The sequence below is a fragment of the Kitasatospora sp. NPDC004614 genome (assembly GCF_042873675.1).
Classification (GTDB): domain Bacteria; phylum Actinomycetota; class Actinomycetes; order Streptomycetales; family Streptomycetaceae; genus Kitasatospora.
The window spans coordinates 19,575-34,933 of sequence record NZ_JBIALR010000013.1; the positions used below are offsets into that span (position 1 = coordinate 19,575).

At 71.7% G+C, this 15,359-nt stretch carries 13 protein-coding genes; all 13 read right to left on the minus strand.

Annotated elements, in window-relative coordinates; translation table 11 throughout:
- Positions 1 to 265 precede the first annotated feature (265 nt).
- Positions 266 to 688, minus strand: a complete 423-nt coding sequence (locus tag ACFYST_RS24480; RefSeq protein WP_387637286.1) for a hypothetical protein — start codon at positions 686 to 688, stop codon at positions 266 to 268.
- Positions 689 to 967: 279 nt separating this feature from the next.
- Complete coding sequence (locus ACFYST_RS24485) at positions 968 to 2,311, minus strand: glycosyltransferase family 4 protein (protein WP_387865460.1); 1,344 nt, start codon at positions 2,309 to 2,311, stop codon at positions 968 to 970.
- 150 nt (positions 2,312 to 2,461) lie between these two features.
- Positions 2,462 to 3,724 carry a serine hydroxymethyltransferase gene (gene glyA, locus ACFYST_RS24490; RefSeq protein ID WP_387637292.1) on the minus strand — a complete coding sequence of 421 codons (1,263 nt, stop codon included), beginning with the start codon at positions 3,722 to 3,724 and terminating at the stop codon, positions 2,462 to 2,464.
- 205 nt (positions 3,725 to 3,929) lie between these two features.
- Positions 3,930 to 4,565, minus strand: coding sequence for a protein-tyrosine-phosphatase (locus tag ACFYST_RS24495; protein WP_387638843.1), 636 nt, complete (start codon positions 4,563 to 4,565; stop codon positions 3,930 to 3,932).
- A 32-nt stretch (positions 4,566 to 4,597) separates the two neighbouring features.
- Positions 4,598 to 5,245: an L-threonylcarbamoyladenylate synthase gene (locus ACFYST_RS24500; RefSeq protein WP_387637294.1), complete on the minus strand. Its 648-nt coding sequence runs from the start codon at positions 5,243 to 5,245 to the stop codon at positions 4,598 to 4,600.
- A gap of 199 nt (positions 5,246 to 5,444) precedes the next feature.
- Entirely contained in the window at positions 5,445 to 6,311 is an 867-nt protein-coding gene (gene prmC, locus ACFYST_RS24505) for a peptide chain release factor N(5)-glutamine methyltransferase (protein WP_043916027.1), read from the minus strand.
- A gap of 18 nt (positions 6,312 to 6,329) precedes the next feature.
- The gene (gene prfA, locus ACFYST_RS24510) at positions 6,330 to 7,406 is read right to left on the minus strand and encodes a peptide chain release factor 1 (RefSeq protein WP_387637297.1); all 1,077 of its coding nucleotides are present in this window, start codon (positions 7,404 to 7,406) and stop codon (positions 6,330 to 6,332) included.
- A 135-nt stretch (positions 7,407 to 7,541) separates the two neighbouring features.
- Positions 7,542 to 7,769 carry a 50S ribosomal protein L31 gene (gene rpmE / locus ACFYST_RS24515; protein ID WP_035866123.1) on the minus strand — a complete coding sequence of 76 codons (228 nt, stop codon included), beginning with the start codon at positions 7,767 to 7,769 and terminating at the stop codon, positions 7,542 to 7,544.
- A 125-nt stretch (positions 7,770 to 7,894) separates the two neighbouring features.
- On the minus strand, positions 7,895 to 9,007 hold the full coding sequence (locus tag ACFYST_RS24520) for an LCP family protein (protein ID WP_387865463.1): 1,113 nt from the start codon (positions 9,005 to 9,007) through the stop codon (positions 7,895 to 7,897).
- Between the two features lie 143 nt (positions 9,008 to 9,150).
- On the minus strand, positions 9,151 to 11,265 hold the full coding sequence (rho, locus tag ACFYST_RS24525; protein ID WP_387865465.1) for a transcription termination factor Rho: 2,115 nt from the start codon (positions 11,263 to 11,265) through the stop codon (positions 9,151 to 9,153).
- Between the two features lie 506 nt (positions 11,266 to 11,771).
- Positions 11,772 to 12,689: a homoserine kinase gene (gene thrB / locus ACFYST_RS24530; protein WP_387637304.1), complete on the minus strand. Its 918-nt coding sequence runs from the start codon at positions 12,687 to 12,689 to the stop codon at positions 11,772 to 11,774.
- Positions 12,690 to 12,963: 274 nt separating this feature from the next.
- Positions 12,964 to 14,055, minus strand: a complete 1,092-nt coding sequence (gene thrC, locus ACFYST_RS24535) for a threonine synthase (RefSeq protein ID WP_387637306.1) — start codon at positions 14,053 to 14,055, stop codon at positions 12,964 to 12,966.
- Positions 14,056 to 14,063: 8 nt separating this feature from the next.
- The gene (locus ACFYST_RS24540) at positions 14,064 to 15,356 is read right to left on the minus strand and encodes a homoserine dehydrogenase (protein ID WP_387637308.1); all 1,293 of its coding nucleotides are present in this window, start codon (positions 15,354 to 15,356) and stop codon (positions 14,064 to 14,066) included.
- Positions 15,357 to 15,359: the final 3 nt, after the last annotated feature.

The following is a 15,359-nucleotide window of genomic DNA, read 5'->3' on the forward strand; positions in this document are numbered from 1 at the left end:
TGACGCATGGTTACGGCAACCTCGGTGTGTCGGCGTGGCCTGCGGCCACGGTGCGGCACTGGAACTAGTTGGATTTCTCGCGGACCCTGCGCGGCGCATATCCACGCCACGGGATCTTCGAAAGCTTCGTGGAGCTGGGGGGCGATCCGTCCGATTCCCGGAGGGACCTGGCCGCATCCCGCACTCCGCCGTTGGGACGGACGATAGCAGCCCGTCAGGAGGGCATAAACACCGCCCCCCTCGCGAGGGGGACGGTGTGCCCCACTCACGGTTGACGCCCGGATTTCGACTTGCCGTCGGGTTCCACGTAGAAGGTCTTCGCCCTGAGCCAGCCGCGCACCTGGAACGCCGTCCAGATGATCGCGAGCCCGAGCAGGGTGAAACCGAAGACCTTGTGGTCGAAGAACGAGAGGTGCTTGGCGACTGCCAGCAGAATGCCGATCAACAGGATCTGCGTGGTGTAGACCAGCAGCGCTGCCGCCATCATCATCTGCGGATTGTTCCGGGTCAGCCGGTCGAGTGCGACCTGGCCGAATCCGAAGAAACCGATCACCACCACCGTTGCCAGCAGGGCGCCGAGCAGGCCCTTCCCCTGGGCAACGGCGAAGGAGATCGCCATGGCGATCACTCCGGCGGCCGCAGTGGGGATTGCGGCGCCACGGAGGATCCGGGCGTCGTGGGACGGCATGTCGGCAGCTCCGGCGGCATGTCGGTGGCAAGGGGCAGAGGTACAAGGACGAGAACCACGCCGCGGACCACCACTGAGGGCGGAGCCCGTCGAGGGAGACCGACCAGGGACGGAAGTCCTCCATGTCAGGTCTTTCGGCGTGTTCTCGGTACTCGTGAACGGTATCACAAACTATTTGATGAGAGCTTTACCATGAACGTGTGGCACCTGTCACACCCCCGGCCCACGGGTGCCGCCGAACGGGTGTATCCGAACGGCCCAGCGGGAGTTGACACCGCGTCAGGGCTGCCGCTCGTCCCGCCGGCCGGACGCCGTCGCCCCCGTTCCGATCCGCCCCAGCAGGGCCTTGTCCTCGGCCGACAGCTCGGCCATCGCGGGCACCTCGGAGGCGTCCTCGGCAGCATCCTCGGCCGCGTCCTTAGCAGCCTTCACGGAATCCGGCCCGGCGGCCCGCTCGCTGCTGCGGTAGCGGGGCGGCACGAACGGCTGAACGGCCTTCGGGGCGCGCGGCTTGAAGCGCGGCATCAGCAGCACCGCGAGGCCCACCAGGCACAGGCCCGCCATGGTCAGGACGACCGTGCGGCCGGTGTTGGTGATCGAGACCGCGACGGTGCCGAAGGCGATCAGCGCGGCCCAGAAGTACATGATCAGCACGGCCCGGCTGTGCGAGTGCCCGACCTCCAGCAGCCGGTGGTGCAGGTGCTGCTTGTCCGCCGCGAACGGCGACTTGCCCGCCCAGGTGCGGCGCACCACGGCCAGCAGCAGGTCCGCCAGCGGCAGCGCGATCACCGTCAGCGGCAGGATCAGCGGGATGTAGATCGGCACCAGGGCGTGCACGGCGCTGGTCTGCGAACCGGTCCGGGCCGAGATCAGGTCGGGGTCGACGCGGCCGGTGATGGAGATCGCGGCGACGGCCAGCATCAGGCCCAGCATCATCGAGCCTGAGTCGCCCATGAAGATCCGCGCCGGGTGCAGGTTGTGCGGCAGGAAGCCCAGGCACATGCCGATCAGCACGGCGGTGAACAGCGCGGCGGGAGCGGCGTCGTTGATCCCGTAGCCCAGCCAGAGCCGGTACGAGTACAGGAAGAACGCGATCGCGGCGATGCACACCATGCCCGCCGCCAGGCCGTCCAGGCCGTCGATGAAGTTCACCGCGTTCACCATCACGACCACCAGCGTGACGGAGATCAGCATGCCCTGGGTGGGGGTGAAGGTGACCGTCCCGTAGCCGGGCACCGGGATGGAGATCACCGTGACGCCCTGCCACACCATCACGCCGGCCGCGATCATCTGACCGCCGAGCTTCACCAGCGCGTCCACGCCCCACTTGTCGTCCAGGACGCCCAGCACGAACATGATCCCGGCCCCGGACAGCAGCGCCTTGACGTCCGCGCTCTGTACGAACAGCCGCCCCAGGTTGGTGAGTTGGGACGCCGCCAGCAGGCCGGCCAGCAGGCCGCCGAACATCGCGATGCCGCCGAGCCGCGGGGTCGGTTCGCGGTGCACGTCACGCGCCCGGACCGCGGGCATGGCGCCGGCGGCGATCGCGAACTTCCGCACCGGGGCCACCAGCAGGTAGGTCACTGCCGCCGAGACGAACAGGACCAGCAGATACTCACGCACCACTGGCCTCCAGGGTCACGGTCCGACGGACGAGTACGCAGGGTACTCCCGCGCAGGTTCGGGGTTCGAGGTGCGTCGCCACGGTGCACACCTTATTGACTCCGACGCCCAGCCCCCGCATCGCGGTTCGCCTCCGCGACCACCGGATGCTCAGCGGCGCCCGGCGAAGGCCCGCGCCAACTCCCGGACCCGGCCCCGCACCGACGCCGGCTCGGCCCCGCGCAGCACCTGCCCGAGCAGCTCACCGACCTCGCCGAGCTCGCTCTCCCCCATCCCCTGGGCCGCGCAGGTGCCGGTGCCGAGCCGGATCCCGGAGGTCTCGGTGGGCGGCGCCGGGTCGTACGGGACGGCGCACCTCCCGAGCATCAACCCCGCTGCGGCGCAACGGCGTTCGGCCTCCACGCCGGTCAGGCCGAGGCCGCCGACCTCGGCGGTCACCAGGTGGGTGTCGGTGCCGCCGGTGAGCGGCGCGGCCCCGGCGGCGGCCAGCGCGGCGGCCAGCGCCCGCGCTCCGGCCACGGCCCGGCGGGCGTACTCGGCGAAGGCGGGGGTGGCCGCCTGGGCCAGCGCCACCGCCTTGGCGGCCACCTCGTTCATCGCCGCCCCGCCCTGGCAGAACGGGAACACCGCGCGGTCGATCCGGTCCGCCAGTTCGTCGGTGCACAGCAGCAGGCCGCCGCGCGGGCCGCGCAGCAGCTTGTGGGTGGCCACGGCGGTGACGTCCGCGTACGGCACCGGGGACGGCGCGAGGCCGGCCGCGACCAGGCCGGCGCTCTGCCCGGCGGTGGCGATCAGGTAGGCGTCCACCTCGTCGGCGATCTCCCGGAAGGCCGCCCAGTCCAGGTGCCGGGGGTAGGAGATGCCACCCGCGACGATCGCCTTGGGGCGGTGCTCGTGGGCCAGCCGGCGGACCTGGTCGAGGTCGATCAGGCCGTCCTCCTCGCGCACCCCGTAGCCGTGGAACTGGAACCAGCGGCCGGAGAAGTTGGCCCGCGAACCGGCGCTCAGGTGGCCGCCGTGCTCCAGCGACATCGCCAGCACCGCGTCGCCCGGCCGCAGCAGCGCCGCGTAGGCCGCCAGCACGGCCGAAGTCGCCGACCGGGGTTGGACGTTGGCGTGCGGGGCGGCGAACAGTTCGCGGGCCCGGTCGACCGCCAGCAGCTCGACGGTGTCGGCGGGCGCGCAGCCGGTGTGGTGGCGGCGGCCGGGGTAGCCCTCGGCGTACTTGTCGATCAGCGGGCCGGTCAGCGCCGCCAGCACGGCGGGGGTGGCCAGGTTCTCGCCGGCCAGCAGCTGCACGGAATCGGCCCGGCGTTCGTCCTCGGCGGCGAGCAGGTCGGCGGTCAGCGGGTCCGCCGCGCGCAGGGCCTCGGCGGCCTGCCAGTGGGTCTGTCGGGCATCGGCGACCGTCATGCTGGCTCCCGGGTGGGGGGTCCCCCAGCCGAAGGGCGAGGGGGCCGGTGCGGGCGGAGATCTCTCCAGCCTAGGTCGGCCCCTGTCACCGGGCCCGCCCCCACGCGCGGGACTGGGCCTTTCGGCCGCGCCCCGGTCACCTGCATCACCTGCGCACGCAGGCTTCACAACTTCTCCACCGAAACTTTAGTGGAGGGCGCTCAACTCACCGGTCCACGCCGGTCAGTGCGGTCACCACCGGGTCCAGCGCGTCGAATATCTCTTCGCCGCAGTTGCGGAACATGCCGATCGGCGCCCCGTACGGGTCCCTCAGCTCATCCCATTCCGGTGCGGCGGCCAGCAGCCAGCCGCGCAGGGCGGCGGCCGAGCGGACCAGCGCGCGGGCGCGTTCGGTCAGCCGCGCGCCGTCCCTGGGGTCGGGCAGGGTCCGCGGATCGACCCTTTGCACCAACCGGGTGAACTCCTTCAGCGTGAAGGTGCGCAGACCCGCCGCGTGTCCCATCGAGATCACCTGCGCGCGGTGGTCCAGGGTCGCGGTCAGCACCAGGTCGGCGTCGATCACGTGTTCGTCGAGCAGCTCCCGCCCGGCGAAGCCGGCGCTGTCCGCGCCGTACTCACCCAGCACGGTGGCCGCGTGCGCCTCCATCGGGGCGCCCTCGTGGCCCCAGGTCCCGGCGCTCTCCACGACGATCCGGCCGCCCACCCGGGCGCCCAGCCGGGAGTCCAGCTCCAACCGTGCCAGGCGCTCGGCGATCGGGGAGCGGCAGATGTTGCCGGTGCAGACGAACAGGATCTTGAAGGTGTCCAGCGGGAGCGGCCCGGACGCCGGGAACGGCGCCAGGGCACTCCCCGCTCCGTACAACGGGGCGGCGGTCAACTGCCGGCCTCGACGTCCGGAGCGACCTCCCTCAGCTGCTCGACGCTGATCGCGCCCGCCCGCAGCACCACCGGCACCTTGCCGGTGACGTCGACGATGGTGGAGGCCGTGGCGTAGTCGGCCGTCCCGCCGTCGAGGTAGATCGACACCGCGTCACCGAGTTGCGCCTCGGCCGCGTCGCAGGTGGACGGGGACGGGCCGCCGGTCTTGTTGGCGGAGGACACCGCGAGCGGGCCGGTGGCGTTCAGCAGCTCCAGCGCGACCGGGTGCAGCGGCATCCGGACGGCGACGGTGCCCCGGGTCTCGCCCAGGTCCCAGCGCAGCGACGGCTGGTGCCGGGCCACCAGGGTCAGGCCGCCCGGCCAGAACGCGTCCACCAGCTCCCAGGCCTGCTCGGAGAAGTCGGTGACCAGCCCGTGCAGCGTGGTCGGCGAGCCGACCAGCACCGGCGAGGGCATGTTCCGCCCGCGCCCCTTGGCCGCCAGCAGCGCGCCGACCGCCTCCGGCGAGAACGCGTCCGCCGCGATCCCGTACAGCGTGTCGGTCGGCACCACCACCAGCTCCCCGCGGCGGATCGCCGTGGCGGCCTCACGCAGCCCGCTGGCGCGATCCTGGGCGTCGGAGCAGTCGTATCGGCGGCTCATCGGAGCAATCCCCTTCCGGTGAATTCAGTGGTGGTCTACAGCGAAGCGCGACGGGCAGTAGTGCCGTGCCTGATGTTCACAACGAAGCCCTCCGGGCCGTCGTGCTGTGCCCGATGTTCACAACGAAGCCCTCCGGGCCGTTGTGCTGTGCCCGATGTTCACAACGAAGCCCTTCGGGCCGTTGTGCTGTGCCCGATGTTCACAACGAAGCCCTTCGGGCCGTTGTGAAGCGCGGCCGGTTGTTCAGGTCCCGGTGGTCGGCGGCGTCCGTCCAGCCGCCCTCCTCGCGGAAGATCCACGGGACCTGGCCGCCCTGGGTGTCCGCGTGTTCGATCACCACCGCGCCGCCGGGCCGCAGCAGCCGGGCGGCGACCCGCTCGATGCCGCGGATGGTGTCCAGGCCGTCCTCGCCGGAGAACAGCGACATCTGCGGGTCGTGGTCGCGGGCCTCGGGGGCGACGTACTCCCACTCGGTGAGCGGGATGTACGGCGGGTTGCTGATCACCAGGTCGAACCGGCCGTCCCAGGCCCGGTCGTCGGCGAACGCCTTGGTGGCGTCGCCCTGGTGCAGGTGGACCCGGGCCCGGTCGGGGCTGGCCTCGATGTTGCGGCGGGTGTAGGCGATCGCGCCCTCGTCGAGCTCGAACGCGTGCACCGTGGAACGCGGCAGTTCCTGGGCGAGCGCCAGCGCGATCGCCCCGGAGCCGGTGCACAGGTCGACCACCAGCGGCTCGGCGACGTCCATCGCGCGGACCGCCTCTATCGCCCACTCGACCACTGTCTCGGTCTCCGGCCGGGGCACGAACACCCCGGGGCCGACCTCCAGTTCGAGGTAGCGGAAGAACGCCCGCCCGGTGATGTGCTGCAGCGGCTCGCGCTGCTCGCGGCGGGAGATCGCCTCCCAGTAGCGGGCGTCGAAGTCCCCGTCCGGCACGGTGTGCAGCTGGCTGCGCTTCACGCCGTGGATGTGCGCGGCCAGCTCCTCGGCGTCGAAGCGCGGCGAGGGTACGCCGGCCGCGGCCAGGCGCTGGGTGGCCTGGGCCACCTCGGCGAGCAGCAGGTTCATCCCTCGGGCCCCTTAGGCTCAGTTCTCCTGCGCGGCGGCCAGCTTGGCCGCGGCGTCGGCGTCCACACAGGACTGGATCACCGCGTTCAGGTCGCCGTCCAGCACCTGGTCCAGGTTGTACGACTTGAAACCGGTGCGGTGGTCGGAGATGCGGTTCTCCGGGAAGTTGTACGTCCGGATCCGTTCGGAGCGGTCGACCGTGCGGACCTGGCTGCGGCGGGCGTCGGACGCCTCCCGCTCGGCCTCCTCCTGCGCGGCGGCCAGCAGCCGCGAACGCAGGATGCGCATCGCCTGCTCCTTGTTCTGCAGCTGGCTCTTCTCGTTCTGGCAGGACGCGACGATACCGGTCGGCAGGTGGGTGATCCGGACCGCGGAGTCGGTGGTGTTGACCGACTGCCCGCCCGGGCCGGAGGAGCGGTAGACGTCGATCCGCAGGTCGTTGGCGTGGATCTCCACCTCGACCTCCTCGGCCTCCGGGGTGACCAGCACGCCCGCGGCGGAGGTGTGGATGCGGCCCTGCGACTCGGTCGCGGGCACCCGCTGCACCCGGTGCACGCCGCCCTCGTACTTCAGCTGCGCCCAGACACCGTGGCCGGGCTCCGCGTTGCCCTTGGTCTTCACGGCCACCGAGACGTCCTTGTAGCCGCCGAGGTCGGACTCGTTGGCGTCGATGATCTCGGTCTTCCAGCCGACCCGCTCCGCGTACCGCAGGTACATCCGCAGCAGGTCACCGGCGAACAGCGCGGACTCCTCGCCGCCCTCACCCGCCTTGACCTCCAGGATGACGTCCTTGTCGTCGTTGGGGTCGCGCGGCACCAGCAGCAGCCGCAGCTCCTCGGTGAGCTCCGCCTGCTGCGCCTCGGACGCCTTCGCCTCGGCGATGAAGTCCGGGTCCTCGGCGGCGAGTTCACGCGCGGCGACGATGTCCTCGCCGGCCTGCTTCCAGGCCAGGTAGGTCCGGGTGATCGGGGTCAGCTCGGCGTACCGCTTGGCCAGCTTGCGCGCGTTCGCCTGGTCGGCGTGCACGGACGGATCGGCCAGCCTCTTCTCGAGGTCGGCGTGCTCGACGAGGAGCTCTTCGACTGCCTCGAACATCGGGTGGTCCTACTTCCGTGAGTGCCGAACAGGGGGTGCCCAACCTGGGTGCTGGGCAGGAGAGACGCGAACGGCGCCGGCCCGAACGCCCCCGTGCAGTACACGAGGGCGCCCGAGACCGGCGCCGTGGAAGCGCTAGGCCGACTTGTTGCCGGAAAGCTTCTTGCCGAAGCGCGCCTCGAAGCGGGCCACGCGGCCACCGGTGTCCAGAATCTTCTGCTTGCCGGTGTAGAACGGGTGGCAGTTCGAGCAGACCTCGGCACGGATCTCACCGCTGGTCTCGGTCGAGCGAGTGGTGAACTCGTTGCCGCAGGTGCAGGTCACCTTGGTGACCACGTACTCCGGGTGAACGTTGGACTTCAACGGATTCTCCTAGCTGATCGGGAGGGCACCGGGTCGGCGAACATGGACATCCGCACGTGAACCGGGACCGACGGACCAGTGTGCCAGCACTGCCCGCTTCTTCCCAAACCGGGAGGGGGGTTGCGCTATTCCGCGCCCCGGTACAGGGCCGCCGCGCCGGGGCTGATCGACGCCCGGGCGGACGGGGAGGCCTCCGCCGGGTTGCTGGGCTGCTCGGAGACCACCGAGGTCGGCACCGGCTGGTCGACCCGCAGCGCCGCCCAGAGCTGCTGGGCGTCCGGGTTCTTCGGGGCCACCCGGTTCGGGTCGCTGGGGGCGTACGTCACAGGCAGTGTGACCATGGTCAGCTGATCCGGGCCGATCCGCTTCAGGGTCTGCGCCAGGCCCACCAGCGAGCTCACCGAGGCCAGGTCGGAGTCGGTGGTGAGCGACTTGGTGAGCTTGTCGCCGAGGCTCCACACCGCCACCGGATCGGTGGCCAGGCCCTGCGCGTCGATCCGGCCGAGCATGGCCTTCACCATCTCCTTCTGGAGCTCGATCCGCCCCAGGTCGCTGCCGTCGCCGACGCCGTGCCGGGTGCGGACGAACGCCAGCGCCTGCTGCCCGCCCAGGTGATGGGTGCCGGCCGGCAGCTGGAGCCCGCTGTCCTGGTCGCTTATCGGAACGGTGGTGGTGACGTCCACCCCGCCGATCGCGTCGATCACCGAGGCGAAGCCGGCGAAATCCAGCTCGACGAAGTGGTCCATCCGCATCCCGGTGAGCTGCTCGGTGGTCTTCACCGCGCAGACCGGTCCGCCGACCTCGAACGCCGAGTTGTACATCGCGCTGTGGACCGCCGGGACGGGCTTGCCGTCCGGACCGGTGCAGGCGGGCCGGGCGACCAGGGTGTCGCGCGGTATGGAGACCACCGAGGCGGCCGTGTGCGTCTGGTTGACGTGCACCACCATGGCGGTGTCGGAGCGGGCGGTGTCCCCGGTGCCACCACCGGCCAGGTCGCCGTTGGCGCCGGCCCGCGAGTCGGAGCCGAGCACCAGCAGGTTGAACGAGCCGTCGGTGGACGCGGGCGGCCGGGCACTGCCCAGTTGGCCTGAGATGTCGACGCCGTGCAGGTTCCGGTTCAGCTTCCAGTAGGCGAGCCCACCGAGTCCTGCGACCAGCAACAGCACGGCGACCAGCGCGAACAGCGTGATCCGCAGTCCGCGTCGACTCGTGAAGCGGGTCTTCCGGTGTTCGGCCATATCGCCTCATTTCACCTGGAGTGCGACCTTTCGAGCATAAGTGACGCACCGGTAGGGCGAGCGGGTTGCGAACCCCGCCTGAGAAAAGCGTGAGACCCCGCGCCGCGCGCGGCGGTACGGGGTCTCAGCAGGGCGTTACCGGATCAGTCGCCGGAACCCGGGGTGTTCTTGGCGATCTGCATCAGGAACTCGGCGTTCGTCTTGGTCTGCTTCATCTTGTCCAGCAGCAGCTCGATCGCCTGCTGCGAGTCCAGGGCGTGCAGCACCCGGCGGAGCTTCCAGACGATGGAGAGCTCCTCGTGGCCGAGCAGGATCTCCTCCTTGCGGGTGCCGGAGGCGTCCACGTCGACGGACGGGAAGATGCGCTTGTCCGAGAGCTTCCGGTCGAGCTTGAGCTCCATGTTGCCGGTGCCCTTGAACTCCTCGAAGATCACCTCGTCCATCCGCGAGCCGGTCTCGACCAGCGCGGTGGCCAGGATGGTCAGCGAGCCGCCGTTCTCGATGTTGCGCGCGGCACCGAAGAACTTCTTCGGCGGGTACAGCGCGGTCGAGTCGACACCACCGGACAGGATGCGGCCGGAGGCGGGCGCGGCCAGGTTGTAGGCGCGGCCCAGGCGGGTGATGGAGTCCAGCAGGATCACCACGTCGTGGCCCAGCTCCACCAGGCGCTTGGCACGCTCGATGGCGAGCTCGGCGACGGTGGTGTGGTCCTCGGCCGGGCGGTCGAAGGTCGAGGAGATGACCTCGCCCTTCACCGACCGCTGCATGTCGGTGACCTCTTCCGGACGCTCGTCGACCAGGACGACCATCAGGTGGCACTCGGGGTTGTTGTGGGTGATCGCGTTGGCGATCGCCTGCATGATCATGGTCTTACCGGTCTTCGGCGGGGCCACGATCAGACCACGCTGGCCCTTGCCGATCGGCGACACCAGGTCGATGATCCGGGTGGTCAGCACGCCCGGGTCGGTCTCCAGGCGCAGCCGCTCCTGCGGGTACAGCGGGGTCAGCTTGCCGAACTCGGGGCGGCCGCGGCCGCTGTCCGGGTCCATGCCGTTGACGGAGTCCAGGCGCACCATGGCGTTGAACTTCTCGCGGCGCTCGCCGTCCTTCGGCTGCCGGACGGCGCCGGTGATGGCGTCACCCTTGCGCAGGCCGTGCTTGCGGACCTGGGCCAGCGAGACGTAGACGTCGTTCTGGCCGGGCAGGTAGCCGGAGGTCCGGACGAACGCGTAGTTGTCGAGGATGTCCAGGATGCCCGCGACCGGGATCAGGACGTCGTCGTCGCTCAGCGGGACCTCGGGGCCGGTCGTGCCCTCGAAGCCGTCGCGGCGACGGCCCCGGCGGTCGCGGTAGCGGCCACGACGGCCGCGGCGGCCGTCGCCGAACTCGTCGTCGTCGTAGCCGCCCTGCTGCTGGGCGCTGCCGCCCTGCTGCTGGCCCTGGCTCTGGCCCTGCTGCTGGCCCTGCTGGCGGGACTGGCCGCCGTCCTGCTGCTGGCCGCCGCCCTGCTGCCGGTCGGCGCGGTCGCGCTCACGGCGGTTGCGGCGGTCCCGGCGGGACTCGCGCAGTTCGCCGTCGCTGTCGGCCGCGGCGGTCTCGGTGCGCTCGGCACGCTCGGTGCGCTCGCCGCCCTCGCGGCGGTCGCGGCGGTCCCGGCGCTCGCGGCGCTCGGAACGGCCCTCGCCCTCGGCGGCCTGGCGCTGGCCCTCGGCCTTGGCCTCGGCGGCCGGCTGGGCCTGCTCGGTGGTGGTGGCCGCAGCCTCGGCGGTCGGCGCACCGGCGGCGGCGGTGGCGCGGCGGCGCGGACGCTCGGTCCGGGTGGTGGCGGCCGCGGTGTCGGCGGCGGCCTGCACCGGGATCTCGATCTGCGCCTGCGGCTGCGGCTCGGTGGCGGCGGCGGTGCGGGCGCGGCGGGCCGGCTTCTCCTTCTCCTCCGCGGCGGCCGGAGCGGCCTCGGCGGCGGGAGCAGCCGACTTGGCGGCCTTCTTGGCGGCCGGAGCGGCGGGGGCGGAGCCGCCCGCGAGCAGCGGGTCTCCGCCGCTCTTCTCCTTGATGGCCTCGATCAGCTGGCTCTTGCGCATCCGTCCGGTACCGCTGATCCCGAGGGTCGAGGCGAGCTTCTGGAGCTCGGCCAGGACCAGGCCGTCCAGGCCGGCGGCAGCGGTACGACGGCGTCGCGCCGGAGCCGCGGGGGCGGCGGCTGCGTCCGACGCCTCGGCGTCCGGGCGCGCGCCCATCAGATCGGTGGTGTCGCTCACTAAGGGTCCTTCCCTGGAGCGGACGTCGGCCTGTCTGGCACGGCGACCGGTTGTGCTGTCCTGTCCAACATCTCTGTGCGCTGGTCAGGGGCTGGATTCCCGCGGAAGGCTGGTCCTTCCGGGGAGCTGCGAAGTGCGGTGCACTGTGGTGCGAAGGTGGCGCGGACGGCCGGTACCGACCTCGCTGCGCCTGTTGATGCCCGGGCCCCCGTCGCGCGGCGGCAGTTCGGGCCCCGCCCGGCCAGGCCTCAGTGCAGAGGCTGCGGGTGGGAGTCTGGTGCCGTCACGGCTTCGGGATGGGCCGCAGTTGCGCAGGCAGGCTGCGTACGCAGTGTGGCGGGCTCCCGGAGAATCGTGATCCCGAGCTTCCGGCCCCCGTGCGGACGGGGGAACGGGATCGGGATGCGTCGCACCGGGCCCCGGAGGGCATCTGGTGCAGCAATGAGGTTAACACTACCGACCCCCTGACACATTCCCCAGCCCTTTGTTTGTCAATCGTGTCCGTCTCACATGTCGAGCGGAAGAACCGTCGCGCCGGTGCGGTCGAGCTCCAGCCGGTGCGCCGCGAACTGCGGCCCCGCGAAGTTGAGCAGCTTCTCCGCGCCGGCCTCGTCGGCGAGGGCGAGCACCGTCGGTCCGGCACCCGAGATGACGGCCGGCACGCCCTCGGCGCGCAGCGTGGCGACCAGGGCGGCGCTGTCGGGCATGGCGGAGGCCCGGTAGTCCTGGTGCAGGCGGTCCTCGGTGGCGGTGAGCAGCAGTTCGGGGCGGCGGGTGAGCGCCTCGACCAGCAGTGCGGCACGGCCGGCGTTGACGGCGGCGTCGGAGAGCGGAACGGTCTTGGGGAGGAGACCGCGCGCCGTTTCGGTGAGCACCTCGGTCGAGGGCACGAAGACGACCGGAACCACTCGGTCGGAGGGGTCGAGCGTGATGGTGCGGGCGGTGCCGTCCTCGGTCCAGGCGACGGTGAAGTTGCCGCGCAGGCAGGCCGCGACGTTGTCGGGGTGGCCCTCCAGCTCGGAGGCGAGGGCGAGCAGCGCGTCGTCGTCGAGGGCGGAGGCGCCGCCGATGGTGACCGCGCGGGCGGCGACGATGCCGGCGCAGATCGCCGCGGACGAGGAGCCCAGGCCGCGGCCGTGCGGTATGCGGTTGGCGCAGACCACTTCGAGGCCGCGGGGCTGTCCGCCGAGCCGGTCGAAGGCGGCGCGCAGCGAGCGGACCAGCAGGTGGCGCTCGTCGCGGGGCAGGGTGTCGGCGCCCTCGCCGGCGATGTCCACGCTCAGGCCGGAGTCGGCGACCCGGACCACCACGTCGTCGTAGAGCCCGAGGGCGAGGCCGAAAGCGTCGAAGCCGGGGCCGAGGTTGGCGCTGGTCGCGGGAACGCGGACCCGGACGGCGGCGGCGCGGAACGCGGGACCGGCCATGCGGTGGACACTCCTGAAAAGTGGGGGCGGCCCGGACGACGGGGCCTGCGGTGGTACGACGGCGGGTTGGTCGAAGGGAGCGCGCAGCATGGCGCGGCCCGCCGGGGTCCAGCGTATCGAAGAGAGGTTCCAGAGCGGTACACCCTGCCCGGCCCGGATCTTCCGTGTTGCCACAAGAAGCGGAAAAGCGCCGGCCGGATGACCTGAAAGCAGTGCAGATGCGGTTGAGCGGCGGGCCCGATCAGGCCCGCCGCTCAAGGGCGTTGACGCAGTGTCAAGCAAGCAGGCCGAGGCTGCGGGCGGCCGTCTCGGGGTCGATCGGGACGATCTGCGGCTGCGGCGCGCCGGCCACCGCCCAGTCCGGGTCCTTGAGGCCGTTGCCGGTGACGGTGCAGACGATCCGCTGGCCGGGGTCGACCAGTCCGGCCTCGGCCTTGGCGAGCAGGCCGGCCACCGAGGCGGCCGAGGCGGGCTCCACGAAGACGCCCTCCTGCGCGGCCAACAGGCGGTAGGCGGACAGGATCTGGCGGTCCGTCACCTTGTCGATCAGGCCGCCGGACTCGTCCCGGGCGGCCAGCGCGAAGTCCCAGGAGGCGGGATTGCCGATCCGGATCGCGGTGGCGATGGTCTGCGGCTTGAGCACCGGGGCGCCGTCCACGATGGGGGCGGAGCCGGCCGCCTGGAAGCCCCACATCCGCGGGGTCTTGGTGGAAAGGCCGTCGGCCGCGTATTCGCGGTAGCCCCGCCAGTAGGCGGTGATGTTGCCGGCGTTGCCGACCGGGAGGACGTGGATGTCGGGGGCGTCGCCGAGCATGTCGACGATCTCGAAGGCGGCGGTCTTCTGGCCCTCGATGCGCACCGGGTTGACCGAGTTGACCAGGGCGACCGGGTACTTCTCGGAGAGTTCGCGAGCGAGGGTCAGGCAGTCGTCGAAGTTGCCGTCCACCTGGAGGATCTTCGCGCCGTGCACCAGCGCCTGGCCCATCTTGCCGAGGGCGATCTTGCCCTGCGGGACGAGCACGGCGGACACCATGCCGGCCCGGACCGCGTAGGCGGCGGCGGAGGCGGAGGTGTTGCCGGTGGAGGCGCAGATGACGGCCTGGGCGCCGTCCTCCTTGGCCTTGGAGATGGCCATGGTCATCCCGCGGTCCTTGAAGGAGCCGGTCGGGTTGGCGCCTTCGACCTTGAGGTAGACCTCGCAGCCGGTGCGCTCGGAGAGCACCTGGGCGGGGACGAGGGGCGTGCCGCCCTCGAGCAGGGTGACCACGGGGGTGGAGTCGGTGACCGGGAGGCGGTCGCGGTACTCCTCGATGAGGCCGCGCCACTGGTGGGTGTGGGTGCCTCGGGCAGCGTTTTCGGCGTTCATGGTTCTTCCTACTCCCCTTCGACCCGCATGATGCTGGCCACGTCGCGCACGCTGTCCAGTGCGCGGAGCTTGTCGACCGTCGCCGACAGGGCGGCGTCGGTGGCGCGGTGGGTGACCACGACGAGTGCGGCGTCGCCGTCGCGGCCCTGCTGGCGCACGGTGTCGATGGAGACGCCGTGCTCGGCGAAGACCGAGGCGACCTGAGCGAGCACGCCGGCCCGGTCGTCCACGTCGAGGCTGACGTGGTAGCGGGTGACCACCTGGTCCATCGGCTTGGCGGGCAGCTGGGTGTAGACCGAGTCGCCGGGGCCGGTGGTGCCGTTGACCTTGTTGCGGCAGACCGCGACCAGGTCGCCGAGGACCGCGGAGGCGGTCGGCGAGCCGCCCGCGCCGGGTCCGTAGAACATCAGCCGGCCGGCCGCCTCGGCCTCGACGAACACCGCGTTGTAGGCCTCGCGGACGGAGGCCAGCGGGTGGCTGAGCGGGATCATCGCCGGGTGCACCCGGGCGGTGACCGAGCTGCCGTCTGCGGAGCGCTCGCAGATCGCAAGCAGCTTGACCACGCAGCCCATCTCCTTGGCGGAGGCGATGTCGGCGGCGGAGACCTCGGTGATGCCCTCGCGGTAGACGTCCGCGGCGGTCACCTTGGTGTGGAAGGCGATGCCGGCCAGGATGGCGGCCTTCGCGGCGGCGTCGAAGCCCTCCACGTCGGCGGTCGGGTCGGCCTCGGCGTAGCCCAGCGCGGTGGCCTCCTCCAGCGCTTCGGAGTACCCGGCGCCGGTGGAGTCCATCTTGTCGAGGATGAAGTTGGTGGTGCCGTTGACGATGCCCAGCACCCGGTTCACCTTGTCGCCGGCCAGCGACTCGCGCAGCGGGCGCAGCAGCGGGATGGCGCCGGCCACCGCGGCCTCGTAGTAGAGGTCGACGCCGGCCTCGGCGGCCGCGGCGTGCAGTTCGGCGCCGTCCTTGGCGAGCAGTGCCTTGTTGGCGGAGACCACCGAGGCGCCGCCCTGGAAGGCTTTCAGGATCAGCGATTTGGACGGCTCGATGCCGCCCACGACCTCGATCACCACGTCGATGTCGTCGCGGCCGACCAGGGCCTCGGCGTCGGTGGTGAGCAGGTGCTCGGGCACCCCGGGACGGGGGCGCCCGGCCCGCCGTACCGCGATGCCGGCGAGCTCCACCGGGGCGCCGATGCGCGCGGCGAGGTCGTCGGCTGTCGTCGTCATGATGCGCGCCACCTCGGAGCCCACCACACCACAGCCCAGCAACGCCACCTTCAGCGGGCGCGTACGCATCATCCG